We start from the raw sequence: 23,921 nt of genomic DNA, 5'->3' as shown, positions 1-23,921 counted from the left end.
GCCCACGCGACACGTTGGCACTTAGTAGCCGGCAACCTCGATCACCGCGTCCGCAAAGGCCTTGGGCGCTTCCTGCGGCAGATTGTGGCCGATTCCGCCTCCCATGGTCCGGTGCGTGTATTTGCCGGAAAATTTCTTCGCGTACGCTGCAGGCTCGGGATGAGACGCACCATTGGCGTCGCCTTCGAGAGTGATGGTCGGCACGGTGATGACCGGCGCGGCTGCGAGACGCTTTTCGAGCGCGTCGTACTGCGGCTCCCCGTCCGCAAGACCCAATCGCCAGCGGTAGTTGTAGATCACGATTGCCACGTGATCCGGGTTCTGGAAGGCTTTTGCGGATCGCTCGAACGTCGCATCGTCGAAATGCCATTTCGGCGATGCGAGTTGCCAGATGAGCTTCGTGAAGTCGTGCCGGTTGGCTTCATAGCCGCGCCTGCCACGCTCCGTCGCGAAGTAGAACTGGTACCACCACGTGAGCTCCGCCTGCGGCGGCAAGGGCGCCTTGTTGGCTTGCTGGCTGCCGATCAAATAGCCGCTCACCGATACCAGCGCCTTGCAGCGCTCCGGCCACAGCGCCGCGACGACGTTGGCCGTGCGTGCACCCCAGTCGAAACCGCCGATGATCGCCCTCTCGATCTTCAGCGCATCCATCAGCGCGATGACGTCGACGGCGAGCACCGCCTGCTGGCCATTGCGGACCGCGTCGCTGGAAAGAAACCGCGTCGTCCCGTAGCCGCGCAGGTACGGAACCACCACCCGATAGCCCGCCGACGCGAGCCGAGGCGCGACGTCGACGAAGCTGTGGATGTCGTATGGCCAGCCATGGAGCAAGATCACGACCGGGCCGGTACCCGGGCCGACTTCGGCATAACCGACATTCAGAGCGCCGGCATCGATCTGCCTGATCTCGGTGAACGATGCACTCGACGCTGAGGCGTTCGCGCCTGCAGCAGGCCCGCTGGCTTGACTGGACTGTGCGTGCGCCAGCCCGCTCAAGACCAGTTCCATCGCACCTGCGCTGACGGCCGCCGTCCCAACAAAGCGCCGACGACCGGTGTTGATCCGATTCGACATCAGTACCTCTCCTCTTCAGGTCGATTCAATGTGCTCGAATGCGCGCCGCACGCTTCGCTCTCTGCGCAGAACACGAATGCTTCGCTCCATTGCACCGGGGCACGCGCACATGCAATGCCGGTAACCGGGCGGATGGTCAGCCCTTGCAACGTGAAGCTTGGCGAACGAAGGGCCACACCAGGACCCCAGGATCCGGCATGAAATCAGACCGCGCGACGCGGCCAGAGAGCTAGCGGCCGTTGAGCAATGCAACACAGAGGGCTATCCCGAACGCGTAAGTTCCCAAGGCTCCGATAGCGCGAGCCGGATTGGGCTTCGTCATCGATGGCCAAGCAAGTAGTCCAACCACCAGGAGCAAGCGGCAGGCAGTTGCACCTGCCATGCACCAGAGCTGCCAGTGAGGCGGATTCCGAAAGCCGAGGTACAGAAAAAGCATCGCGAAGAACGGGACGTACTCGGCGGTGTTGCCGTGAGCGCGAACCAGTTTCGTCAGCAGCCGATCAGGCTCAGGAGCGTATCCGCTCAGCACGCCGACACGAGTGCGCAGGACCGAGATGGCGAGTCCAAGTGCGAACAAGAGCAGACCAAGCACGGCGGTGCAGGCCAGTGCAGTGCTATTCATTCGACACCCCCTTCCTGACATTCGAAACCAGCCATGCCCCAAGCGACCGCCAGGGTGAGCCGGGTCAGCGCAGCCACGTTCAGTTGAATCGTGTTTCCCTTCGAGCTGTCGGTAGCGCTCATCTGGAGTCCTCATGCCGAGTAGATTGACAGCTCCATGGTAGATGCCCACCCTGAGGCCTGAATGACGAATTTCCCTCCTTTTAGGACAATATGAAGCGCATCGGAGTCGTGGTGTTCCCCGGCTTCCAGTCCGTCGATATGGCCGCCGCTTCTTTCTTCGAGATGGCCAACTTCAAGGTGCCGGCCCATGCCTGCGAAATCCGTGTCGTCTCGGAAGCCGGCGGCGCCGTGAAGAGCGCTATGGGTACGGCAGTCCAAACGATCGCGTTTGACCCGCACACGTACGAGCCGATTCAATGGTTCCATCTGTTCGCGCGTTCGCCCCCCGGACTTGCCCATGCACAAAGACCTGATCGTGCCTGAGCGGTCTGCCGCCCATGGCGTGGTTATATGGCGGACGTCGTGCGACATTACCTGCGCGAAGAACGAATTCGCCCCGATGACCTCGTCGCGCACCGTAGCAATCGCTGCCGCGAGTTCCTCCTTCGCCCACGAGGATGGCAAGCCGCAGAGGCGGATGCAGTGTCAGCAGGCATGAAGGTCTCCTTGCGGATCCATGGAAGAGACTTGCTCTGTGGTGCCGCGCCTGGCCCAATCCCCCTGATGTGATACGCCAGGCCGGCGTACAAACAGATCACAAACCAGAGCGCGCCGAAGGCAATCAGGAAGTCATCCATGCTCTCTCCGTTTTCTCTGCCATGTCGGCCACCTCGCGGGTCAGCCGTCGCGCTTGCGAGAAAGAGTTGTCAGACGATTTCAATTGCGCTCCTTCATATCAGGTTGAGTTCGGACTGACCCCAGCAACACTCGACGGCCCCATTTCTGGACGGGCAGACGAATCTTCGGCGCTGATGCTCGCTTCACCACCAGGGCGATGCCGGCCAACTGGGCTACGGCGCCATCGTAAATCCGACAACCAGTACATTCAAATAATTGTCATGGATACACGCTGCGATGCTCGGATGCGCTACAAGCAATGTGTCGATCGCCTTGCTGCCAATATCTGCAAAGGTCGATTGCCGCTGGGACAAGTTTGCCCTTCGGCGGCGCCCCCTCCGCGCTTGCAAACGCTGCACCGCGATGCGCGTGGCTAGCCAGAGGCGGCTACAGTTTGAGTCAGCTTCCGCAGGTGGGATGGGGCGCTCGATTTGGCACTCGCGATGAGTGAGGCATGCCTGAGCGTATCCATGACAATTATTTGGATGTATTGAATATCGGTTCTACGATGGCGCAATACAGCGTTTCCACTCGCACGAGGACCGACATGCACATCGCCATCCTGACCTTTGAAGGTTTCAACGAACTCGACTCGCTGATCGCACTCGGCATCCTCAACCGGATCAAGCAGCCGGGCTGGCGGGTGTCGATCGCCAGTCCGGCGGACAAGGTGCGTTCGATGAACGGTGTGGTGATGGAGGCGCAAGCGTCGCTGAAGGACGCATGCGACGCGGACGCCGTGCTGGTGGGTAGCGGGATACGGACCCGGGACGTCGTCGCCGATGCCGCGCTGATGTCGCAGCTGAGGTTCGACCCGACGCGCCAGTTGCTGGGCGCGCAGTGCTCGGGCACGCTCATGCTTGCCAAGCTGGGCCTGCTGGACGACGTTCCGGCCTGCACGGACCTGACCACCAAGCCGTGGGTCGAGGAGGCAGGTGTGGCTGTGCTCAATCAGCCATTCGTGGCCAAGGGAAACGTCGCGACCGCCGGCGGATGTCTGTCCTCGCAGTATCTGGCGGCCTGGTTCATCGCACGCCTGGAAGGCGTCGACGCTGCACGTAGCGCGATTCACTATGTGGCGCCAGTGGGGGAAAAGGAGGCCTACGTGACGCGCGCGATGGCGAACATTTTGCCGTTCCTCTAATGCGTACTGCGTCTCGCACGGCTGCCCACTGCAGGCACTCGCCGTCGAGACCCGCTCCCGGCAAGTCATTTCCGGGGGGGGCAGATATGGTTCTCGATCGGCCAGCGGTTTACTTCGCACGCGAATTACATATATACTTCGCATACGAAGTTAAATTGAATGCCTGCACGGCATTACGCAACCCATCTGGAGACAGACCATGAGCTCGGAAATTCGTGTTGACCTTAGCGGCGGCGTCCTGACCATTACGCTTGCCCGGCCGGACAAGAAGAATGCATTGACGAACGAGATGTACGGCGCGCTCGCCGACACTATCGAGCAGGCACAGCAGGACCGCAATATCCGGGTATTGCTGCTGCAAGGCGACGGGGACATTTTTACGGCGGGCAATGATGTGGGCGAATTCGCAGCGATAGCGGCAGGAAATGGCCCCGGCGAACGCCACGTGCACCGCTTTCTGCGCGCCCTTGCCAACTCGACCGTACCGATTGTCGCCGCGGTCAACGGCAAGGCCGTCGGCGTCGGCACCACCATGCTGCTGCATTGCGATTACGTCGTGCTCGCGCAGGATGCGCTGCTGATCACGCCCTTCGTGAACCTTGCCCTTGTTCCCGAGGCGGCTTCAAGTTACCTGCTTCCCCTGCGTATCGGGCACGTCAGGGCCTTTGAGATGTTCGCGCTGGGCGAGCCGCTTGACGCGCAAACCGCCGTGGCATGGGGCATCGCGAACAAAGTTTGCGCCAATGACCAGCTGCGGGCGGACGCGCGCCTGATGGCCGAAAAGATTGCCGCCAGGCCCGCCGGCTCCCTTAGTGCAATGAAAAAGCTCATGCGCGACGCGGAGAAACTGGTTTCGCAGATGAACAGCGAAAGCGCCAGGTTCGAGGAGCGGCTGGCCAGTGCCGAAGCCAAGGAAGCATTCTCGGCCTTCGCCGAGAAGCGCAAACCGGACTTCACCAAGGTCGCCCTGCAGTAAGTCGAGTGATTCGCTGTCCGGCCGCTGCCCAGGTTACAACTCGCCTTCGTCGGCGGCCGGAAACTTCGTCTGCAGGCTGGTCAGCCACCGCGCCACCACGTCAATTTCGGCCGTGGTGAAACCTTCGGTCAGCCTGGCATTTGTTTCCTTCATGCCAGCCTTCGAACGCCGGCGAGCCAAGCGTCCTGCCTCCGTCAGCCATAGGCGCGATGCACGGCGATCGGTCTCGTCCGGCCGGCGCTCGATCAGGCCCGCCCTTTCGGTCCGGTCAGCCAGACCGCTCATCCCGGGTGCGCCCAGATCCAGCGCTGCGGCAGCCTCGCCCATCAGCGCCCCGTCGTTCCTGCCCAGAAAGAAAAGCAGTCCAGCCTGGGCCGCTGTCACGCCACCCGCGGCCGTGCGCGCTTGTGACCACCTATGCAGTCGACGCTGGCCGACGTTCAATAGATAGACGAGTCGATGCTCCATGTCTTTGACGGATAAAAGATGCCATTTAGTTCACATGCGAATGTTATCACGTACCCGGTGCCTGACTTTGGTCGGTCACGGCAATGAACTTCTGTCGACTCCGCCGACGCCTCACCTCGAAGGTTCGCCATCCCTGGTAGCAATCAGTTCTTTCGGCGTCAGCGGGATCAAGAGCAGGATCAGTGCGTACACCACGGTCGTCGCGATCACACAATATGTGAATCCGTGCGTTGAACTGCTGTTGTAGATCCATGAGCCCAATAGATCGCCGGCACGCGCCGAAAGCGCGAGAACGCCTTCCACCAGCATCATCAAGGTTCCTTGCAAGCCTGGCGGGCAGGACCGCATCGCGAGATCGAAGTATGCTGCCGTGGCTACACCGCCCATCAGCCCTATCGGTGCCGCCAATACAAGCGCAAGATTCGCAGAGTGAATGAATGCCAGCGGAATCATCTGCGGCACTGCGACGATCGTTCCCCACCACAGCAGCTTGTTCAGCGATACGCTCTTGCACAGAAAGCCATACAGCAGGAATGTCGGGATGAACGCGGCGGCAAAGATCCCGTTGTAGTACGAGTAAACGGAATCCGATGCATGCAGCTCATTGGTCAGATAGAACTGCAGCGGAGTGGCCGATCCTGGCGCAAAGTTCCACAGAAAGCAGATGAGAACCGCTGGATAAACGGCCTTATGCTTCGCCAGCCGCCTGACATTCCCAACAAGATCCGCGCCCCTGGCTTGCGGGTGCTCGTAGGTATGGCCGAAGACGGAAACGGGCTTCCAGAGTCCCATCACGGCAATCAATAAAGTGAACATCGCAGCCAGGACGAAGGCTTCTTTCGCGGCAAGATGATCGGAAAAGTACCCGGAAGCAAACGCTCCCGCAACGACCGGGACGGAACTGACCACATTCAACAGAGCGCTCAGGCGCCCGGACATGCGCTTCTCCTGGCCCACCAGAGCGACCAGCCCCTGATAGGCTGCGGCGATAAATCGGGACGACAGCATCGCCAGCAGCATCCCGATGACCAGTCCCGCGTATGAGAAACCCGAAAACGCCATCCAGATGAATGCCACCGCGGTCGCCGGAGCGAAAATCAGGAAGAAGCCGCGATCGCGCAATCCCATCGGGTCCCATTGGTCGCGCGCGAGGCCGAAAGCGAACGCAAAGTACACGGGTATGCCCGTAACCAGCCGGAATGTCGAGATCTGCGTCGCCGTCGCATGCAACTGGTTCTTGAGTATGTACGACGTCTGTATGTCAATCAGATAACCGGCCGGCGTTGCCAGATAGATGAACAGGGTCAGCCAACCGAAATACAGCAGGGTTCGGTCGCTGCCCTCGGAACCATTAGTTGGGGGTGGAAAAATTTCAGCCCGATAGGCGCGTCTGGCGTTCTTGGACATGGGGGGAACACGTACACGTCCTCAAAAAACCGATCCAGGGTGCACCCGTGAATGTGCGGGCTACTCCACCGGAAAACGGTTACTGAATTCAGCGTTCAGCGCGGGAAAGTATAGGTAAAAAACGGGATTGGATGTTCCGAGGCCTACCGCATCGAAGCGAGAGAGAATTTCGGACGCACACGCTTACTCACTTGTACCTCTGGACAGCCAGTTGGGGTCGCCGGACGTCGACCTTCTCCTGCCCTTGCTTGGCCGAAGTCGGTGTGGAATCAACCGGTCGATGCCGCAACGGATACCGACAAACTCCCTCCCCTTCGCGCAGTGGTCCAGCGAGGCATCATCGCTACCCATACCATGGCCACGATCCGCGCCGCCAGCCAGGGCTGGTGCGGCCGCCACGGAGCGTCCAGGCTCGCGTACAAGCGCAACTACGCGCGCCAGGCCCTGGTGCGCCGCAGCACGAAAAACCATCCTTTAGGTGGGCTGCTCATCCGCCCGCGCCTGTTGCAATGTCTCCACCGCCGATCACAGGCGGACAGGAGACAACGACATGATCGAACTACAGGGCCGCAACGCCCTCATCACCGGTGCGGCGCAGGGGCTCGGCCTTGCCATCGCCCGGCTGTTCGTCGAACGCGGTGCACGGGTAATGCTGGCCGACATCGACGAGGCCGGGGCCGCCAGCGCCGCGGACGAACTGGGCCCGCAGGCGCGCTTCGTGCCCTGCGACGTCACCAGGAGCGCTGACTGGGTCCGCGCGGTGGAGGCGGCCACGGCCGCCTTCGGCGGGCTCGATACGCTGGTCAACAACGCCGGCATCGAGATCGTCAAGCCGCTGTTCGACCAGAGCGAGGAAGGGGTCGGCCGCCTCATGAGCATCAACGTCATGGGCGTGTTCCTCGGCATGAAGCACTCGCTGGGCGCGCTCGCCGCCTCGGGCAAGGGTGCGGTGGTCAACATCTCGTCGCTGGCCGGCACCAACGGTGTGCCGCTGTTTGGCTCCTACGCCGCCTCGAAATCGGCCGTGATACTGGCGCAAAGCCTGTTCGTGTCGGAGGCCACGGTCAAATGGCACCTTCACAACATCTTTGCGAAGCTCGGCGTGCGCAACCGCACGAGCGCGCTGGCGCGCGCGCAGGAGAACTCACTGCTCTGATCCGCGAAGTGCCGTACCCGGCCTCTTTCGCCGCCTGATACTGCCTATCAATGCCAGAAATCTGGATGCAGCCGGGCGAAAAAAAGCCCGCAGAATCGCGGGCTTGGATCACTTACTGCTACTGCCTGTCATTGCCAGGTGGCGCCAGAAAATGCACCAAAATGAGGTTCACTCCCACTCGATCGTAGCCGGCGGTTTCCCCGACACGTCATACACCACGCGGTTCAAACCACGCACCTCATTGATGATGCGGTTCGAGCAACGACCCAACAGCGCGTACGGCAGGTGCGCCCAGTGCGCCGTCATGAAGTCGGTGGTCTGTACCGCGCGCAGCGCCACGACGTAGTCGTAGGTGCGTCCGTCGCCCATCACGCCGACCGACTTGACCGGCAGGAACACCGCAAAGGCCTGGCTGGTCAGGTCGTACCAGCTCTTGCCTACTTGCGAAGGCTCGCACATGCCCGCTGCAGCGTCCTGCTCGGTGGCAACCGTGCCACGCAGTTCTTCGATAAAGATCGCGTCGGCCCGGCGCAGCAGCTCGGCGTAGTCGCGCTTGACCTCACCCAGGATACGCACGCCCAGGCCCGGGCCCGGGAAGGGATGGCGGTAGACCATCTCCGGCGGCAGGCCAAGCGCCACGCCGAGTTCGCGGACTTCGTCCTTGAACAGGTCGCGCAGCGGCTCGAGCAGCTTCAGGCCCAGCGTTTCCGGCAGGCCGCCCACGTTGTGGTGGCTCTTGATGGTGGTGGCCTTCTTGGTCTTGGTGCCGCCGGACTCGACCACGTCGGGGTAGATCGTGCCCTGCGCCAGCCATTTGGCGTTGGTCAGTTTCTTGGCCTCGGCCTGGAACACTTCGACGAATTCGCGGCCGATGATCTTGCGTTTCTGCTCGGGATCGGTCACGCCGGCGAGGTGGCCGAGGAACTGCTCGGACGCGTCGATGGCAATGACCTTGGCGTGCAGGCGGCCGGCGAACATGTCCATGACCATCTTGCCTTCGTTCAGGCGAAGCAGGCCGTGGTCGACGAATACGCAGGTGAGCTGGTCGCCGATGGCGCGATGGATCAGGGCTGCGGCCACCGAGGAATCAACGCCGCCGGACAGGCCGAGAATCACTTCCTCGTCACCCACCTGCTCGCGGATCTTGGCGACGGCTTCAGCGATATGGTCGTGCATCACCCAGTCAGCCTTGGCGCCGGCGATCTTCAGCACGAAGCGCTCCAGAATGTCGCGGCCCTTGGCGGTATGCGTAACTTCCGGGTGGAACTGCACGGCGTAGTAGCCGCGCGCTTCGTCGGCCATGGCGGCGATCGGGCAACTGGGCGTGGAGGCCATCAGCTTGAAGCCCGGCGGCAGCTCGGCGACCTTGTCACCGTGGCTCATCCAGACCTTGAGCATGCCGTGGCCTTCGGGCGTGGAGAAATCCTCCAGGTCCTTGAGCAGCGCGGTATGGCCATGCGCGCGCATCTCGGCGTAACCGAACTCGCGATGGTCGCTCCACTCCACCTTGCCGCCCAGTTGCACGGCCATGGTCTGCATGCCGTAGCAGATGCCCAGCACCGGCACACCGAGGTCCCACACCGCCTGCGGCGCGCGCAGCTGATGGTCTTCGTAGGTGCTGGCGTGGCTGCCGGACAGGATGATGCCCTTGGGCGCGAACTCGCGCACGAATTCTTCCGTGACGTCGTTCGGGTGAATCTCGCAGTAGACGTGCGCTTCGCGCACGCGGCGGGCGATCAGCTGCGTAACCTGCGAGCCGAAATCAAGGATTAGGATTTTGTCGTGCATGATGGGCGGATGGCGTTTCGTCCGGCAGGGGCTCGGGCATCACTTCGGTGCCCGGACCATAACCGGGCGGAGGCGTGACACCGGGCTCACGCCGGTATTCAGGTGATTGCGGCCGGCGTGCCACGGGGGCCGCGCCGGCATCCTTGTTTTGCGTCTCTTTTTGCAGCTCGCGCTGCGCGCGTTCTCGCACGCGCACGCGCTTGGCGGCCGGGATCTGCACCGCCGCGAAGAAGGCCATGACCGCGGCCAGCACCGGCAGCCAGATCTTTCCGGCGCCCTGCACCGGCAGGTCGAGCATAAGCATCCAGGTCACGATCAGCAGCGCGCTGGCCAGGTTGACCTGTCCAACCGTCCGCGCCACCGCGACCGTGAGCTGCCCGTTGACGGTCGCCTGCCACAGCAGCAAGGCCAGGCCGACCAGCGCCACGCCAAGCAGTTGCCCGTACATGGGGGGCTGCGGCTGCGGCAATTGCAGCGCGCTGTAAAAGGTCGTGAAAGGCGAAAGCAGCAAGACGGCGCCGAGCAGCAGATTCAGCAAGGCATCGAGGAACAGCACGGCACGCAGCAATACTTTCATCAGAGCTCCTCCGGCCAGGCAAGTAGCGTGGCTTGGGGGCGCAGCGTGGCCGGCAATCCCGGCCGCGCTGGCCCTTGCAGGCTACGCCGGTGGGTGCAGCCGGCGCGCGGCTGGCAGGACCGTCGGGTCCCGCGCAGCCGCCAGTTCATCGAGACCGGCTTAGTCGATGTAGTAGTTCGGCGCTTCCTTGGTGATCTGCACGTCGTGCACATGCGATTCGCGCATGCCGGCGGCCGTGATCTGCACGAACTCTGCGGTGTCGTGCCAGCTTTCGATGGAGCTGCTGCCGCAGTAACCCATCGAGGCGCGCACGCCGCCGCACATCTGGTGGATGATGGCCGTGACCGAACCCTTGTAGGCCACGCGGCCTTCAATCCCCTCGGGAACCAGCTTGTCGACGTTGGCGGTGTTGTCTTCCTGGAAGTAGCGATCGGCGGCGCCGTCCTTCATCGCGCCCACCGAACCCATGCCGCGGTAGCTCTTGAACGAGCGGCCCTGGTACAGGAACACTTCGCCCGGGGCCTCTTCGGTACCGGAGAACATGCCGCCCATCATGACCACATGCGCGCCGGCTGCCAGCGCCTTGGCGATGTCGCCCGAGTAGCGGATGCCGCCGTCGGCCACCAGCGGCACGCCGGTGCCCTTGAGGGCTTCGGCCACGTTGGAGACCGCGGTGATCTGCGGCACGCCCACGCCTGCCACGATACGGGTGGTACAGATCGAGCCCGGGCCGATGCCGACCTTGACACCGTCGGCGCCATGATCGACCAGCGCGCGCGCGGCAGCGCCGGTGGCGATATTGCCGCCGATCACCTGCACCTGCGGGAAGTTCTGCTTGACCCAGCGCACGCGGTCCAGCACGCCCTGGCTGTGGCCGTGCGCGGTGTCGACCACGATCACGTCGACGCCGGCCTTGACCAGCAACTCGATACGCTCGTCGTTGTCGGGGCCCACGCCAACCGCCGCGCCTACGCGCAGCTGGCCGCGGTCATCCTTGCTGGCCAGCGGATGCTCCACTGCCTTCTGGATGTCCTTGACCGTGATCAGGCCGCGCAGTTCGAAGGCCTGGTTGACCACCAGCACGCGCTCGAGGCGGTGGCGGTTCATCAGGCGCTTGGCGTCTTCCAGCGAGGCGTCTTCGCCAACCGTGACCAGCTTCTCGCGCGGGGTCATCTTGGCGCGCGCGGGCGCGTCCAGCTCTTCCTCGAAACGCAGGTCGCGGTTGGTGATGATGCCAACCACGGTCTTGCCTTCCAGCACCGGGAAACCCGAGATGCCGTACTGATGTGATAGTGCAATCACATCGCGGATCTTCATGTCGGGGGGAATGGTGATCGGATCGCGCAGCACGCCGGATTCATAGCGCTTCACGCGCGCCACTTCCCGGGCCTGGTCGGCCGGTTTCAGGTTCTTGTGGACGATGCCGATACCGCCGGCCTGCGCCATGGCAATCGCCAGGCGGGCTTCCGTCACGGTATCCATGGCGGCGGATACCAGCGGAATGTTCAGTTCGATCGAACGGGTCAGGCGGGTACGGAGCGAAACATCCCGGGGCAGCACCGACGAATAAGCCGGCACGAGGAGCACGTCATCGAATGTGAGTGCTTTCTGGACAAGACGCATAGCAATTCCTCTAGGCGCAAAACCGAATTATACAGGAATGGCTTGTTTCTTGACGCGCCTGAGGGTGCCCTTGTTCAAGTCTGCTATGCTCGTCGTCCTTTTTCCGGCATAGGCAAGCAACGATGGGTATCGGCGTACTGTGCGGCCTGCTGGCCGGCGCGTTCTGGGGCATGGTGTTTATCGCCCCCAAGCTGCTGCCCGTCTTCTCGCCCTGGGAACTTGCGATTGGTCGCTACCTCGCTTATGGGCTGGTGGCGTTTATCGCCGCGCTGCCGCTGATGCGGCGCATTGCACGCAAGCTCACCCGCGCCGATTGCGTTGCCCTGCTCCGCCAGGCCTTCACCGGCAACCTGCTGTACTACGTGCTGCTGGCCTTCGGCGTGCAGCTTGCGGGGGTGGGTCCGACCTCGCTGATCATCGGCATCCTGCCGATCTCGGTCACCATCATGGGCCGGCGCGACCACGGCGCAGTGCCGCTGTCGCGCCTGATCTGGCCGTTGCTGGTGGTCGCCGCGGGCATCGCCTGCATCAATATCGACCTGTTCGCCGGCGGCGGCGCCCATGGCGCCAGCGCCGGGGGAGAGGCGCTGCGCACCGTCTGGCAGCGCCTGGCCGGCGTGCTCTGCGCGGCCGGCGCCCTGGTGTGCTGGACGCTCTATGCCGTAGACAACGCGCGCTACCTGCAGCGCAATCCGCAATACAGCGGCAATGAATGGTCCGCCCTCTATGGCATTTCCACCGGCGTGGTGTCGGTCGTGCTGGCGCTGGCGGGCTGGCTGCTGGCCAGCGACAGCCTGGGCACCGCCGGCAGCGGCCGCGACTGGCAATGGTTCTGGATGGTCAACGCCGCGGTGGCGCTCGGTGCGTCGCTGATTGGCAACAACCTGTGGAACATCTCCAGCCGCCGCCTGCCGCTTACGCTGTCGGGCCAGATGATCGTCTTCGAGACGCTGTTCGCGCTGGCGTATGGCTTTGTCTTCGACCACCGCCTGCCGCGCCCCCTGGAGATCGCCGCCATTGTGTTGTTGATGATCGGCGTGGCCTGGTCGGTGCGCTTGCACGCCACCGACAAGTCTGCATAAACTAGCGGCCAACCCCGGCAGACAAGGGCGCATGCGTCACTCGTGAGACGGGGTCTCTCGCCCTACTCGCGGATCTCGCAGGCGTGCTTGCCTGCTGCCGTATTGTCACCGCAGAGCCACCACAACCCACAAGCCATGAAACGATCGACCGCGCTGTCCAAGCTCGCCACGCTCGCCGCCCTCGCCTGCCTCTGCCAGGGAGCCGCCGCCCAGGCACAATGGCAGTGGCGCGACGGCAGCGGCCGCATGGTCTATAGCGACGTGCCACCACCGCCCTCGGTTCCGGTAGCCAGCGTGATCAAGGCACCGGGACGCTTCGCCGGGACCCTGCGCCCGCTCGAGGCTGCGCCTTCGGCGGTCGCGCCGGCCAGCCCGGCGGGCGTTGCCGCCGGCATCCAGCCTGCGCCCAAGGGAAGTGAACCGAAGGGCAATGGCAAGGCGGAGTCCACGGCAAGTGCGGAGGAAGCCTTCGAAAAGCGCCGGACGGCCAGACTGAAAGCGGAAGCCGACCAGGCCCTCAAGGACCAGGCCGCACAGGAACGGCAGGTACGTTGCGCGCGGATGCAGAACTACGCCGTCGCGCTGCAGCAAAACCGGCGCGTCGCCGTCTCGGCGCCGGATGGCTCCGCGCAGCACCTGGATGACGAGCAGCGCCAGGCCGAGTTGCAGAGGACCGGCGCCAGCCTCGAACAGAACTGCGTCTGAGCGCCGGCGGCGGTCAGCCGCCGCGCAGCCACTTCAGCCCTTCGCGCGTGCCGCCCTGGCGGGTCTTCTGCACGCGCTTGCGGCGCGCCGACTTGGGGTCGGCCACCAACGGGCGATAGACTTCGATGCGATCACCGGCCCGCACCTGCGTGTCCGGCGTCTTGAGCTTGCTGAAGATGCCGACCCGCATGGTGGCCGGATCCACCTCCGGACAGGCCTGCAGCAAACCCGAAGCGCCGATCGCGGCGAGGATGCTGGTGCCTGGCGCGACCTCCAGCTCTTTCAGGAAGGCGCCGCCCGGCTGGGCGTAGCACACGGAGATGCTTACCGGACGTGCTCCGGCTTCTTCAGCCATTGCCATAGACCGCTTCGGCGCGTTTGACGAAGGCATCGACAAAGGTATTGGCGATCACGTTGAACACCGGCCCGATGATCTTCTCCAGCAGGAAGTTGGAAAACTCATAATGCAGGTGAAACTCGATCTTGCAGGCGTCCTCGCGCAGCGGCGTGAAGCGCCAGGAGCCATTGAAGGTCTTGAAGGGCCCGTCCTCGAACACCATATCGATCCGGGTAGGCGGCTCCTGCGTATTGCGGGTGTGGAAGTACTGCTTGATGCCTTTGAAGTGGATATGGATCTTGGCATCGAGCAGCGTTTCGGTCTGCTCGAACACCTCCACGCCACCGCACCATGGGAGGAACTTGGGATAGTCCTCGACGCACGTGACCAGGTTGTACATCTGCTCGGCGGAGTGGCCGACCAGCACGGATTTTTGGACGTCTGCCATTATTGGAAGTGATGGCCCGCGCAGGCCCCGCCTGCAATATGACGCAGCGCGGAATCCACCGGGGCGGGCCGGTTTGCTAGAATCGCGATTTTAGCCCACGTGCGCCCCGGCGGCATACCGGATGTGCATGACAGCGGCATGTACGCCGCAAGCGGCGCGGCGGCACCGGATTCTTCCCTAGTTCCGGGTGTTGTTTGGCTTTTTTTGTTTTACCTATCTCCATTTCCTCTATCCGGACCGCATGACCATCGCAGACAACAAGAAAGCCTTTTTCGACTACTTCATCGAAGAGCGATATGAGGCGGGGATCGTGCTCGAGGGCTGGGAAGTCAAGGCGATCCGCGCGGGACGCGTGCAGATCAAGGAAGGCTACGTGGTCATCCGCGATGCCGAGCTGTTCCTGATCGGCGCCCACATCAGCGCGCTGAACAGTGCCTCGACCCATATCTCGCCCGATGCGGTGCGTACCCGCAAGCTGCTGCTCAAGGCGGAAGAGATCAAGCGGCTGATCGGCAAGGTGGAGCAGCGCGGCTTCACGATCGTGCCGCTCAACCTGCATTACACGCGCGGACGCGTCAAATGCGAAATCGGCTTGGCCAAGGGCAAGAAGATGTTCGACAAGCGCGAGACCGAGAAGGATCGCGACTGGCAGCGCGAGAAGGCGCGCATCATGAAGGGCGCCGGGAAAGAGTAAGGCTGCAAGACAGTTCGAGCACTTGCGCCACCGGTATGCCCACCCTCTCCCGCCTGAGCAGGGAGAGGGCAGATGCCCGCAATAGTGGGACGTGAGACGCCCCACTCCGGCGCCCTCCTTCCCCCCCGAACTCAGGCCCCCTTCTGCTGCCCTTTGACGATCTGCAGCGCGGAAGCAATCATGCTGCTCATCTCGCCGAGATTGCCCGGCACGATGAGCGTGTTGCCCTGCTTGGCCAGATTGCCGAAGGCGCTCACGTATTCCTCCGCAACCTTCAGGTTGACCGCTTCCATGCCGCCCTCAGTCCGGATGGCGCGCCCGATTTTCTCAATCGCCTGCGCATTGGCTTCCGCCACTGCCAGGATGGCCGAGGCCTCGCCCTGCGCCCGGTTGATGGCCGCCTGCCGCTCGCCTTCTGACTTCTGGATCGCGGCCTCGCGCGCGCCGGTGGCCAGGTTGATCTGTTCCTGCCGCTTGCCTTCGGAGGCCGCGATCAGCGCGCGCTTCTCCCGCTCGGCGGTGATCTGCGCCTGCATCGCGTGCAGGATCTCCTTGGGCGGTGTGAGATCCTTGATCTCGTAGCGCAGCACCTTCACGCCCCAGCTCGCGGCGGCCTCGTCCAGCGAGTTGACTACGCTGTGGTTGATGTACTCGCGCTCCTCGAAGGTCTTGTCCAGTTCCAGCTTGCCGATCACCGAGCGCAGCGTGGTCTGCGACAACTGCGTGATCGCCACCACGAAATTGCTCGAGCCGTAGGAAGCCTTCATCGGGTCGGTGACCTGGTAGTACAGCACGCCGTCCACCTGTAGCTGCGTATTGTCCCTGGTGATGCAGATCTGGCTGGGCACATCGAGCGGGATTTCCTTGAGGACGTGCTTGTAGGCAACCCGATCGACGAAGGGCAGCACCACGGTCAGCCCCGGAGTCAGCGTGGCGCGGTACTTGCCGAGGCGCTCCAGCACCCAGGCATGTTGCTGCGGCACGATCTTGAAGCTCTTCGCCACCAGGACGATGACAGCGACAAGAACCAGCAGGGGCAGCAGGCTGCCAAAGAATTCAAACATGAGACCTCCGTGACGGGGTTGGGAAGACGAACTGCTAGAACCTGGAAACCAGCACGGGCGCGGCCCGCACCGCTATCTCGGGCTGACGAACAGCGTGTTGCCGCGTACCTCGACAATGCGGAAGCGCCCCGGAGCCGCCAGCCCATTGGCCTGGAACTCGACGTCCCATTCCGTACCGCGGTAGCGCACCCGTGCCCGCCCGTCAGCCCCCCAGGCCGGCACTTCCAGTTCCTGGCCGATGTCCGGGTTGACGTTCGGATCGCGCTCCGCCACGTCGCGCCGCGTACGGCCGTAGCGGGACCGCCGCAGCACCAGGAAGCCAGCCAGGGCCACCAGCGCGGCCAGAATGGTCTGGCTGGCTGCTTCCAGCCCCGCCAGCGCACCGAGCCCGCCTGCCGCCGCGCCCAGCGCCACCATCAGCAGATACAAGGTGCCGAAACCCAGTTCCACGATCACCAGCACCGCTGCCAATGCAAACCAGATGTAATACGGCGCCATAGCCTCCCCTTCGCGTTGCCTGCCTTCATGCCCGTCCGGACCAGGACCGCCGCATCGCGCACGGCCGCGGCCAAAACAAAAAACCCCCGCGGCGCCAGAGCGCCTGCGGGGGTTAGGAACACCTGGCGCAGGGCCGGTGTACCGCTATTGTGACGTCAAATGCTTCAGGAGGCCAGTTGCTTCCAGGTATCGATCACGGAATCGGGATTCAGCGAAATCGACTTGATGCCTTCCTTGGCCAGCCACAGCGCAAAGTCCGGGTGATCGGAAGGACCCTGGCCGCAGATGCCGACGTACTTGTCCAGGCGCAGCGCGGTGGAAATGGCACGCGACAGCATGAACTTGACCGCCGGGTCGCGTTCGTCGAAGTCCTTGGCCAGCAGTTCCATGCCGGAGTCGCGGTCCAGGCCCAGCGTGAGCTGGGTCAGGTCGTTCGAGCCGATCGAGAAGCCGTCGAAATACTGCAGGAACTCTTCGGCCAGGATAGCGTTGGACGGCACTTCGCACATCATGATGACGCGCAGGCCGTTTTCGCCGCGCTTCAGGCCGTGCTTGGCCAACAGGCCGATGACCTTCTCGGCCTGGCCCAGGGTCCGCACGAACGGCACCATGATCTCGACGTTGGTCAGGCCCATGTCGTCGCGCACGCGCTTCATGGCCTTGCATTCCATCTCGAAGGCTTCGGCGAAGTCTTCGGAGATGTAGCGCGAGGCGCCGCGGAAGCCCAGCATGGGGTTTTCTTCATCCGGCTCGTAGCGCGAACCGCCGATCAGCTTCTTGTACTCGTTGGACTTGAAGTCCGACAGGCGCACGATGACCGGCTTCGGGTAGAAGGCCGCGCCAATCGTGGCGATGCCTTCGGCCAGCTTGTCCACGTAGAAGGCGCGCGGGCTGGCATGGCCACGGGCCACGCTTTCCACTGCTTTCTTCAGGTCGGCGTCGACTTGCGGGTAGTCGAGGATGGCCTTGGGGTGGACGCCGATATTGTTGTTGATGATGAACTCGAGGCGAGCCAGGCCAACGCCCTGGTTCGGGATCTGGCAGAAGTCGAAGGCCAGTTGCGGGTTACCGACGTTCATCATGATCTTGACGTCGATTTCCGGCATCTCGCCGCGCTGCACTTCGGTCACTTCGGTCTCGAGCAGGCCGTCGTAGACGCGGCCTTCGTCGCCCTCGGCGCACGACACCGTCACCAGCGTGCCGTCCTTGAGCAGGTCGGTGGCATCGCCGCAACCGACCACGGCGGGCACGCCCAGTTCGCGTGCGATGATGGCCGCGTGGCAGGTACGGCCACCACGGTTGGTCACGATGGCGGCGGCGCGCTTCATCACCGGCTCCCAGTTGGGATCGGTCATGTCGGCAACCAGCACGTCACCGGGCTGCACGCGTTCCATTTCGGACGGGTCATTGATCACACGGACGCGGCCGGTGCCGATCTTCTGGCCAATGGCGCGGCCGCTGGTGAGCACGGGCGCGGTGCCCTTGAGCTTGAAGCGCTGCTCTGCCTTGCCGGCGGACTGGCTCTTCACCGTTTCCGGGCGGGCCTGCAGGATGTAGATCTTGCCGTCGCGGCCGTCCTTGCCCCACTCGATGTCCATCGGGCGGCCGTAATGCTTCTCGATGATCATCGCGTACTTGGCCAGCTCCGACACATCGGCGTCGGTGATGGAGTAGCGGTTGCGCAGTTCGATGGGTACGTCGACGGTCTTGACGCGGCCGGCTTCGCCCGGCGCGGTGAATTCCATCTTGATCAGCTTGGAGCCGATCGAGCGGCGAATGATGGGGTACTTGCCCGCTTGCAGCGTGGGCTTGAAGACGTAGAACTCGTCCGGGTTGACCGCGCCCTGCACCACCGTTTCGCCCAGGCCGTAGCTGGAGGTGATGAAGACGACATCGGGGAAGCCGGATTCGGTGTCGATGGTGAACATCACGCCTGCGGCGCCCACATCCGAGCGCACCATGCGCTGCACGCCGGCGGACAGCGCGACGATGTCGTGCGCGAAGCCCTTGTGCACGCGATAGGAAATGGCGCGGTCGTTGTACAGCGAGGCAAACACGTGGCGGATCTTGTCCAGCACATCGTCAATGCCGCTGACGTTGAGGTACGACTCCTGCTGGCCGGCGAACGATGCATCCGGCAGGTCTTCGGCGGTCGCCGACGAACGCACGGCGAACGAAGCCTCGGCGCCTTCGCGCTCTTCGGCACGCGCGTAGAACTCGCGGATTTCCTTTTCCAGGCGCGGCTGGAACGGCGCTTCGATAACCCAGTTGCGGATCTCGGCGCCGGCTTCGGCCAGGGCCTTGACGTCGTCGACGTTGAGGGCCTTGAGGCGATCGGAAATGCGCTGGGTCAGGTTGCTGTGGGCGAGGAAATCGCGGAAAGCCAGCGAGGTGGTGGCAAAGCCACCGGGCACCCGCACGCCGGCTTCGGCCAGCTGCGAGATCATCTCGCCGAGCGACGAATTCTTGCCGCCCACGGTTTCCACATCTTCCTTGCGCAACTGCTCGAACGGCAGCACGTATGCGCCGTCAATTGCCGGGTTGTTCATAAAAGCCTCAAAACAAAGTAAGAAACCTGTTGCTGACGCCCGGAATATTGTTGGAGTTCTGCTACCGGACGGATCGCTTGGCTAAACAACCCCAGCGTTGTCACGATCGGCGCGCGATCGTGATTGCTGCAGCGCACATTGTTGACAATTCGTGCCCGAATCGTTGCACCAACAGCGCTGGTGGAATTGCTTAGCGAAAAGATCGCCGCTATTCTACCGTGCCGCACCGCACTTTCGCGGAGCGCGGATTCAAAAATATTGTCCTAACATGTCCCAGCCCGACGCTCCCATTGCACCGCAGGAACCCCAGGAACCGCGTACGGAGGAGCGCCCCGCCATCCGTACGGTCTTTATCGTCTCCGATGGTACCGGCATCACTGCCGAGACCTTCAGCCACTCGATCCTGGCCCAGTTCGAGATGCGTTTCCGCAAGGTGCGCATGCCTTTTGTCGACACGCCCGAGAAAGCACATATCGCGGTCGGCAAGATCAATGAGGCCTTCTACGCGGAAGGGGTGCAGCCCATCGTCTTCACCACCCTGGTCAACCAGGAGTCGAACAAGGCGATCCGCCGCGCCAAGGCCATGATACTGGACATGTTCCAGACCTTCATCGAGCCGCTGGAGAAGGAACTCGGCCTCAAGTCCACCCATGCGATCGGGCGCTTCCACCAGAACGCCGACACCGAGGCTTACCAGAACCGCATCGAGGCGATCAACTTCTCGCTCGCGCATGACGACGGCCAGTCGCACAAGAACCTGGCCGAGGCCGACATCATCCTGGTCGGCGTTTCGCGCAGCGGCAAGACCCCGACCAGCCTGTACCTGGCCATGCAGTACGGCCTCAAGGCGGCCAACTACCCGCTGATTCCCGACGACTTCGAGCGCGGCAAGCTGCCGAGCGCCCTGTATGCGTTCAAACCCAAGATCTTCGGCCTGTCGATCAATCCGCAGCGCCTGGCCGAGATCCGCAACGAGCGGCGGCCGGGCAGCAAATACGCGGCGCCGGAAAACTGCCGGTACGAGGTCAATGAGGCCGAGGCCATGATGCGTCGCGAGGGCATCAAGTGGCTGTCGTCCACGCACAAGTCGATCGAAGAGATCGCCACCACGATCCTGCAGGAGATCAAGGTGGATCGGGATAGCAATTATTGAGAAGGCAGCCGGCGCGCCGAACGAAGCTGAACGGTGCGCCAAAGCCGCCTGATGCCCCTGCCGGTGTTGATTCCTGCCGCCCTCAGGGAGCGTGGGAAACAATCCGCCCGTGGGCCTTATAGCATCAACCGGGCCGCCGCTGCCGCACCGCCTCGAACAGGCAGATCGCCGTAGCCGCCGCCACATTCAGCGATTCCAGCCCGCCCGGCTGCGGAATGCCCACCGTGCGGCTGACCCTGGCCATCCACTCCGGGCTGACGCCCGCGCCTTCATTGCCCACCACCCAGCCCACCGGACCACGCAAATCGGTGTCGAACACGGCCGCCTGGGCATGCGAGGATGTCGCCAGCAGCGGCACCGCCAGGCGCGGCGCCAGCATGTCCAGCGTGCAGTGCTCGACGATATTCAGGTGGAAATTGGCACCCATGGCCGCACGCAAGGTCTTGGTGGACCAGGCGAAGGCGCTGCCCGTGACGAGGAACGCATGGCCGATGCCCGCGGCGGCCGCGCTGCGCAGGATCGAGCCCACGTTGCCGGCATCCTGCACGCCGTCCAGGATGATGCAATCGGTATCGATATGCGATGGCAGGTGGCCGGACGGCGTCTCGATAACCAGCATCAGGTCGATGCCGTTGACCACGCCGGCAATCAGGTCGAACAAGGCGTCCGCCAGCAGTACCACGCGTTCGGGCGCGATCTGCCTGAGCAGCGGCGCCACCTCGGCGTGATCGTAGTGCCGCTCCGACACCACGCACTGCACCGGCTGGCCCAGCGCATCCAGGTAGGCCTGCGCAAGATGCACGCCATCGAGCACCGATTGCCCGGCCTTGCGGCGGGCATGCGTGGAGCCCGTCAGGGCCTTGAGATGCTTGAACAGCGCATTGTCGCGCGACGTGACGTGCTTCACGATACCTGCTCCGGGAAAGACGACGGCGGCAGGCCGGCGGCAGGCGCGATGCGCCCTTGCGCGATGGCCTCGCGCACCGGCGCGAACGAGCGCCGATGGTGCGGCGTGGCGCCGTGCTGCGTGAGCGCGGCCAGGTGCTGCGGCGTGCCGTAGCCCGAGTGGGCGTCGAAGCCATACTGCGGGTACGACGCGTGCAGCGTCAGCAATTCACGATCGCGCGCCACCTTGGCGAGGATCGACGCCGCCGATATCGCCTGCACCTTTGCATCGCCCTTGACGATGGCCTCGACCGCAAAGCGCACCTGCGGGCAGCGGTTGCCGTCGACCTGCACCAGGTCTGGCTCCAGACCGGCATCCGCCAGGCCGTGCACCGCGCGCTGCATGGCCAGCATGGTGGCGTGCAGGATGTTGATGGTGTCGATCTCTTCCACCGTGGCGAAGGCGATATGCCAGCCCAGGGCGCGTTCGCAGATCTGCTCGAACAGCGCCTCCCGGCGCAGGGCGGTCAGCACTTTCGAGTCGGCCAGGCCCTTGATCGGACGCTCCGGATCAAGCACCACGGCAGCGGCATAGACGGGGCCGGCCAGCGGACCCCTGCCCGCCTCGTCCACGCCACACAGGTGGCGGACCTGCACAGCGGTGTCGGCGAGGTCGAAACCAAGTTGGGCCGGATTGCCCTTGGCAGCGGGACGGCGCGCCATTACCCGCCCCTGCGCTGCCGGATCAGGCCGGCGACCACCTCCGAGGCGATCTCGGCGGTATTGCGTTTAAGGGTCTGGTGCATCTGGGTGAAATGTTCGCGCAGGAACGCGGTATTGCCATCGTCGTTCAACTGCAGCAACGTCTCGCGCGCCAGCGCCTCGGGCGTGGCGTCGTCCTGCAACAGTTCGGGCACGACAAAGCGCCCCGACAGGATGTTGGGCAAGCCCACATACGGCAGGTACCCCTGCCGCTTCATGATCTGCGCGGTCAGCCAGGGCACCTTGTACGAGATCACCATCGGCTTCTTGTACAGCGCCGCCTCCAGCGTGGCGGTGCCGCTGGCCAGCAGGATCACGTCGGCGGCTTCCATGGCAAGGTGCGACTGCCCGTCGATGACGGTCAGCGGAATCTGCGGATACTGCTGATGCAGGCCCTTGACGATCTCGCGCAGCGGCGCGCTGGCGACCGGCAACACGAAGGCAAGATTGCCGTCCATGCCGTGCATGCGTGCCATGGCGTCGAAGAACGTCGCCCCAAGGTTGCGCACCTCGGATTGCCGGCTGCCGGGCAACACCGCCACCACGCGGGGCCCGGCCGGCAGGCCCAGCCGCGCGCGCGCGCCCTGCGTATCCGGCACCATCGGGATCACGTCAGCCAGCGGATGGCCCACGTAGGTAGCGGGAATGCCTGCCCGGGCGTAGATCTCCGGTTCGAACGGGAACAGGCACAGGATGTGATCGACCGCGCGTGCGATGGTACGGATGCGTCCGCCCCGCCATGCCCAGATCGAAGGACTGACAAAATGCACCACGGGAATGCCGGCACGGCGCAGCGGCACTTCCAGCCCGAAGTTGAAATCCGGCGCATCCACCCCGATGAAGCACAGCGGCGGCTGCGCGATCAGCTGTTCCCTGATGGCGCGGCGCGTGGCCAGGATCTCGCGCAGCGAGCCCAGCACCTCCACATAGCCGTTGACCGAGAGCGTATCCATCGGCCATTGCGACTCGAACCCCTGCGCCATCATGCGCGGCCCGCCAATGCCGGCGTAGCGAACGGTTTCGCCGAGCCGGGCCTTGAGCCCGCCCATCAGCAGTGAAGCCAGCAGATCACCCGAGTTCTCGCCGGCCACCATGGCAATGGTGCCGCGCGTACCCGCGCCTGCTACGTCCCGCGTGGCACCCGTGGCCGGTAGGACACCGTCGACCATGGCGTGGGCCGGCTTCAGCGCACAATGCCGCGCTGCGTGGCGGCAATGAAGTCGAGGAAACCCTGCAGCGGCACCTTGGCGCTGCCTTCGGCATGCGCGATCAGTTGCGCGATCTCGTTGCGGGCGGCTTCGAAGCTCAGGTCGGACTTGTACAGTACCTTGTAGGCCTGGCGCAGGGCCGCGATCTGCGCGGCGTCGAATCCACGGCGGCGCATGCCTTCCACGTTGATGCCGTGCGGCGTGGCCTTGTTGCCGCCCTTGTCGCCCGCGGCGATCACGAACGGCGGCAGGTCCTGCACCAGTGCCGAGGCGCCGCCCAGCATGGCGTGGTCGCCAATGCGCACGAACTGGTGAACCCCGCTCATGCCGCCAAGGATGGCCCAGTCGCCCACCTGCACATGGCCGGCAATCTGCGCATTGCTGGAAAACACCGTATGGTTGCCCACCCGGCAATCGTGCGCGATGTGGACATAGGCCATGATCCAGTTGTCGTCGCCGATACTGGTCACGCCCTGATCCTGCACCGTGCCGGTGTGGATGGTGGTGAACTCGCGAATGGTATTGCGATCGCCGATCACGAGCCGGGTCGGCTCGTTGCGGTACTTCATGTCCTGCGGCGTGCCGCCAACCGAGGCATATGGCCCAATGCGGTTATCCGCGCCGACGGTGGTATGCCCTTCGATGGTCGTGTGCGCGCCAACCTGGGTACCGCTGCCAAGGCGAACGTTGGGACCAACGATGGAAAACGGCCCGACGGTCACGTCGGCTGCAAGCTCGGCCTTCGGGTCGACCAGTGCGCTGGGATGGATTTGCGTCATGCGTCCTGTCCTATGGTCTGAGATTGAAAAGTTGAACGATCGAAACAATGAACCAACACGTCCAAATTCGCTTTCAGGGTGTA

General features: G+C 63.7%; 25 protein-coding genes. 8 read left to right on the top strand and 17 right to left on the bottom strand.

What is annotated here, in order from left to right; translation table 11 throughout:
* Nucleotides 1-21: 21 nt before the first annotated feature.
* From AC1DS6_RS11490 to AC1DS6_RS11480, 3 genes are all read right to left on the bottom strand, one after another.
* Nucleotides 22-1,074, bottom strand: coding sequence for an alpha/beta fold hydrolase (locus AC1DS6_RS11490; protein WP_441631947.1), 1,053 nt, complete (start codon nucleotides 1,072-1,074; stop codon nucleotides 22-24).
* Nucleotides 1,075-1,303: 229 nt separating this feature from the next.
* On the bottom strand, nucleotides 1,304-1,696 hold the full coding sequence (locus tag AC1DS6_RS11485; RefSeq protein WP_477102519.1) for an MAPEG family protein: 393 nt from the start codon (nucleotides 1,694-1,696) through the stop codon (nucleotides 1,304-1,306).
* On the bottom strand, nucleotides 1,693-1,818 hold the full coding sequence (locus AC1DS6_RS11480) for a hypothetical protein (RefSeq protein WP_441631951.1): 126 nt from the start codon (nucleotides 1,816-1,818) through the stop codon (nucleotides 1,693-1,695). The genes AC1DS6_RS11485 and AC1DS6_RS11480 overlap by 4 nt, the downstream gene beginning before the upstream one ends.
* Nucleotides 1,819-1,908: 90 nt before the next feature.
* Between AC1DS6_RS11480 and AC1DS6_RS11475 the strand changes: the two genes are divergently transcribed.
* The 3 genes from AC1DS6_RS11475 to AC1DS6_RS11465 all read left to right on the top strand — a co-directional run bounded on the left by AC1DS6_RS11475 (nucleotide 1,909) and on the right by AC1DS6_RS11465 (nucleotide 4,655).
* The gene (locus AC1DS6_RS11475; protein WP_477102518.1) at nucleotides 1,909-2,181 is read left to right on the top strand and encodes a hypothetical protein; all 273 of its coding nucleotides are present in this window, start codon (nucleotides 1,909-1,911) and stop codon (nucleotides 2,179-2,181) included.
* Between the two features lie 901 nt (nucleotides 2,182-3,082).
* Nucleotides 3,083-3,679 carry a DJ-1/PfpI family protein gene (locus AC1DS6_RS11470; RefSeq protein ID WP_441632000.1) on the top strand — a complete coding sequence of 199 codons (597 nt, stop codon included), beginning with the start codon at nucleotides 3,083-3,085 and terminating at the stop codon, nucleotides 3,677-3,679.
* A 199-nt stretch (nucleotides 3,680-3,878) separates the two neighbouring features.
* Nucleotides 3,879-4,655, top strand: a complete 777-nt coding sequence (locus AC1DS6_RS11465) for an enoyl-CoA hydratase (protein ID WP_441631955.1) — start codon at nucleotides 3,879-3,881, stop codon at nucleotides 4,653-4,655.
* Between the two features lie 33 nt (nucleotides 4,656-4,688).
* On the opposite strand, the gene AC1DS6_RS11460 is transcribed toward AC1DS6_RS11465, so the two are convergent.
* On the bottom strand, nucleotides 4,689-5,123 hold the full coding sequence (locus AC1DS6_RS11460; protein ID WP_441631957.1) for a MarR family winged helix-turn-helix transcriptional regulator: 435 nt from the start codon (nucleotides 5,121-5,123) through the stop codon (nucleotides 4,689-4,691).
* A gap of 111 nt (nucleotides 5,124-5,234) precedes the next feature.
* Entirely contained in the window at nucleotides 5,235-6,530 is a 1,296-nt protein-coding gene (locus AC1DS6_RS11455) for an MFS transporter (protein ID WP_441631959.1), read from the bottom strand.
* Nucleotides 6,531-7,080: 550 nt separating this feature from the next.
* Between AC1DS6_RS11455 and AC1DS6_RS11450 the strand changes: the two genes are divergently transcribed.
* Nucleotides 7,081-7,686, top strand: coding sequence for an SDR family NAD(P)-dependent oxidoreductase (locus tag AC1DS6_RS11450; RefSeq protein ID WP_477102517.1), 606 nt, complete (start codon nucleotides 7,081-7,083; stop codon nucleotides 7,684-7,686).
* Nucleotides 7,687-7,854: 168 nt separating this feature from the next.
* Here AC1DS6_RS11450 and guaA read toward each other — a convergent pair whose 3' ends face one another.
* The 3 genes from guaA to guaB form a co-directional block, all read right to left on the bottom strand.
* Entirely contained in the window at nucleotides 7,855-9,474 is a 1,620-nt protein-coding gene (gene guaA / locus AC1DS6_RS11445) for a glutamine-hydrolyzing GMP synthase (RefSeq protein WP_428179046.1), read from the bottom strand.
* Nucleotides 9,449-10,051, bottom strand: coding sequence for a hypothetical protein (locus AC1DS6_RS11440; RefSeq protein ID WP_441631963.1), 603 nt, complete (start codon nucleotides 10,049-10,051; stop codon nucleotides 9,449-9,451). The genes guaA and AC1DS6_RS11440 overlap by 26 nt, the downstream gene beginning before the upstream one ends.
* Nucleotides 10,052-10,210: 159 nt before the next feature.
* Nucleotides 10,211-11,674 carry an IMP dehydrogenase gene (gene guaB, locus AC1DS6_RS11435; protein ID WP_441631965.1) on the bottom strand — a complete coding sequence of 488 codons (1,464 nt, stop codon included), beginning with the start codon at nucleotides 11,672-11,674 and terminating at the stop codon, nucleotides 10,211-10,213.
* Nucleotides 11,675-11,796: 122 nt separating this feature from the next.
* On the opposite strand from guaB, the gene AC1DS6_RS11430 reads away from it, so the two are divergent.
* Nucleotides 11,797-12,756, top strand: a complete 960-nt coding sequence (locus tag AC1DS6_RS11430; RefSeq protein WP_276290192.1) for a DMT family transporter — start codon at nucleotides 11,797-11,799, stop codon at nucleotides 12,754-12,756.
* Between the two features lie 135 nt (nucleotides 12,757-12,891).
* Nucleotides 12,892-13,461 (top strand): DUF4124 domain-containing protein, encoded by a 570-nt coding sequence (locus AC1DS6_RS11425; RefSeq protein ID WP_477102516.1) that lies wholly within the window; start codon nucleotides 12,892-12,894, stop codon nucleotides 13,459-13,461.
* Nucleotides 13,462-13,474: 13 nt separating this feature from the next.
* Here the strand turns inward: AC1DS6_RS11425 and AC1DS6_RS11420 are convergent, their stop codons facing one another.
* Both AC1DS6_RS11420 and AC1DS6_RS11415 read right to left on the bottom strand, forming a co-directional pair.
* The gene (locus AC1DS6_RS11420) at nucleotides 13,475-13,816 is read right to left on the bottom strand and encodes an RnfH family protein (RefSeq protein ID WP_276290210.1); all 342 of its coding nucleotides are present in this window, start codon (nucleotides 13,814-13,816) and stop codon (nucleotides 13,475-13,477) included.
* Nucleotides 13,809-14,246, bottom strand: a complete 438-nt coding sequence (locus AC1DS6_RS11415; protein ID WP_441631970.1) for a type II toxin-antitoxin system RatA family toxin — start codon at nucleotides 14,244-14,246, stop codon at nucleotides 13,809-13,811. The genes AC1DS6_RS11420 and AC1DS6_RS11415 overlap by 8 nt, the downstream gene beginning before the upstream one ends.
* A gap of 241 nt (nucleotides 14,247-14,487) precedes the next feature.
* On the opposite strand from AC1DS6_RS11415, the gene smpB reads away from it, so the two are divergent.
* The gene (smpB, locus tag AC1DS6_RS11410) at nucleotides 14,488-14,940 is read left to right on the top strand and encodes an SsrA-binding protein SmpB (protein ID WP_006164727.1); all 453 of its coding nucleotides are present in this window, start codon (nucleotides 14,488-14,490) and stop codon (nucleotides 14,938-14,940) included.
* A 131-nt stretch (nucleotides 14,941-15,071) separates the two neighbouring features.
* Here smpB and AC1DS6_RS11405 read toward each other — a convergent pair whose 3' ends face one another.
* The 3 genes from AC1DS6_RS11405 to ppsA all read right to left on the bottom strand — a co-directional run bounded on the left by AC1DS6_RS11405 (nucleotide 15,072) and on the right by ppsA (nucleotide 19,051).
* Nucleotides 15,072-16,004, bottom strand: coding sequence for an SPFH domain-containing protein (locus AC1DS6_RS11405; RefSeq protein ID WP_276290195.1), 933 nt, complete (start codon nucleotides 16,002-16,004; stop codon nucleotides 15,072-15,074).
* 72 nt (nucleotides 16,005-16,076) lie between these two features.
* Nucleotides 16,077-16,502: an NfeD family protein gene (locus AC1DS6_RS11400; RefSeq protein WP_441631973.1), complete on the bottom strand. Its 426-nt coding sequence runs from the start codon at nucleotides 16,500-16,502 to the stop codon at nucleotides 16,077-16,079.
* Between the two features lie 164 nt (nucleotides 16,503-16,666).
* On the bottom strand, nucleotides 16,667-19,051 hold the full coding sequence (gene ppsA / locus AC1DS6_RS11395) for a phosphoenolpyruvate synthase (RefSeq protein WP_441631975.1): 2,385 nt from the start codon (nucleotides 19,049-19,051) through the stop codon (nucleotides 16,667-16,669).
* 337 nt (nucleotides 19,052-19,388) lie between these two features.
* Here ppsA and ppsR point away from each other — a divergent pair, with 337 nt between their 5' ends.
* Nucleotides 19,389-20,204, top strand: a complete 816-nt coding sequence (gene ppsR / locus AC1DS6_RS11390; RefSeq protein ID WP_045241570.1) for a posphoenolpyruvate synthetase regulatory kinase/phosphorylase PpsR — start codon at nucleotides 19,389-19,391, stop codon at nucleotides 20,202-20,204.
* 124 nt (nucleotides 20,205-20,328) lie between these two features.
* Here the strand turns inward: ppsR and AC1DS6_RS11385 are convergent, their stop codons facing one another.
* Genes AC1DS6_RS11385 through lpxA form a run of 4 tightly spaced genes read right to left on the bottom strand, consistent with a single transcriptional unit; the run spans nucleotide 20,329 to nucleotide 23,838 of the window.
* Nucleotides 20,329-21,111, bottom strand: coding sequence for a TrmH family RNA methyltransferase (locus tag AC1DS6_RS11385; RefSeq protein ID WP_045241476.1), 783 nt, complete (start codon nucleotides 21,109-21,111; stop codon nucleotides 20,329-20,331).
* A complete protein-coding gene (gene rnhB / locus AC1DS6_RS11380; protein WP_477102515.1) occupies nucleotides 21,108-21,812 on the bottom strand; it encodes a ribonuclease HII in 705 nt (234 codons plus the stop codon). The genes AC1DS6_RS11385 and rnhB overlap by 4 nt, the downstream gene beginning before the upstream one ends.
* Nucleotides 21,812-23,020 (bottom strand): lipid-A-disaccharide synthase, encoded by a 1,209-nt coding sequence (gene lpxB / locus AC1DS6_RS11375; protein ID WP_441631979.1) that lies wholly within the window; start codon nucleotides 23,018-23,020, stop codon nucleotides 21,812-21,814. Before lpxB ends, rnhB begins: the two co-directional genes overlap by 1 nt.
* Nucleotides 23,021-23,034: 14 nt before the next feature.
* Nucleotides 23,035-23,838: an acyl-ACP--UDP-N-acetylglucosamine O-acyltransferase gene (gene lpxA / locus AC1DS6_RS11370; protein ID WP_276290202.1), complete on the bottom strand. Its 804-nt coding sequence runs from the start codon at nucleotides 23,836-23,838 to the stop codon at nucleotides 23,035-23,037.
* Nucleotides 23,839-23,921: the final 83 nt, after the last annotated feature.

The organism is Cupriavidus sp. 05L310 (assembly GCF_056398185.1).
Note: the sequence above shows the minus strand (reverse complement) of the source record. Positions and strands in the feature narration are given on the sequence as shown.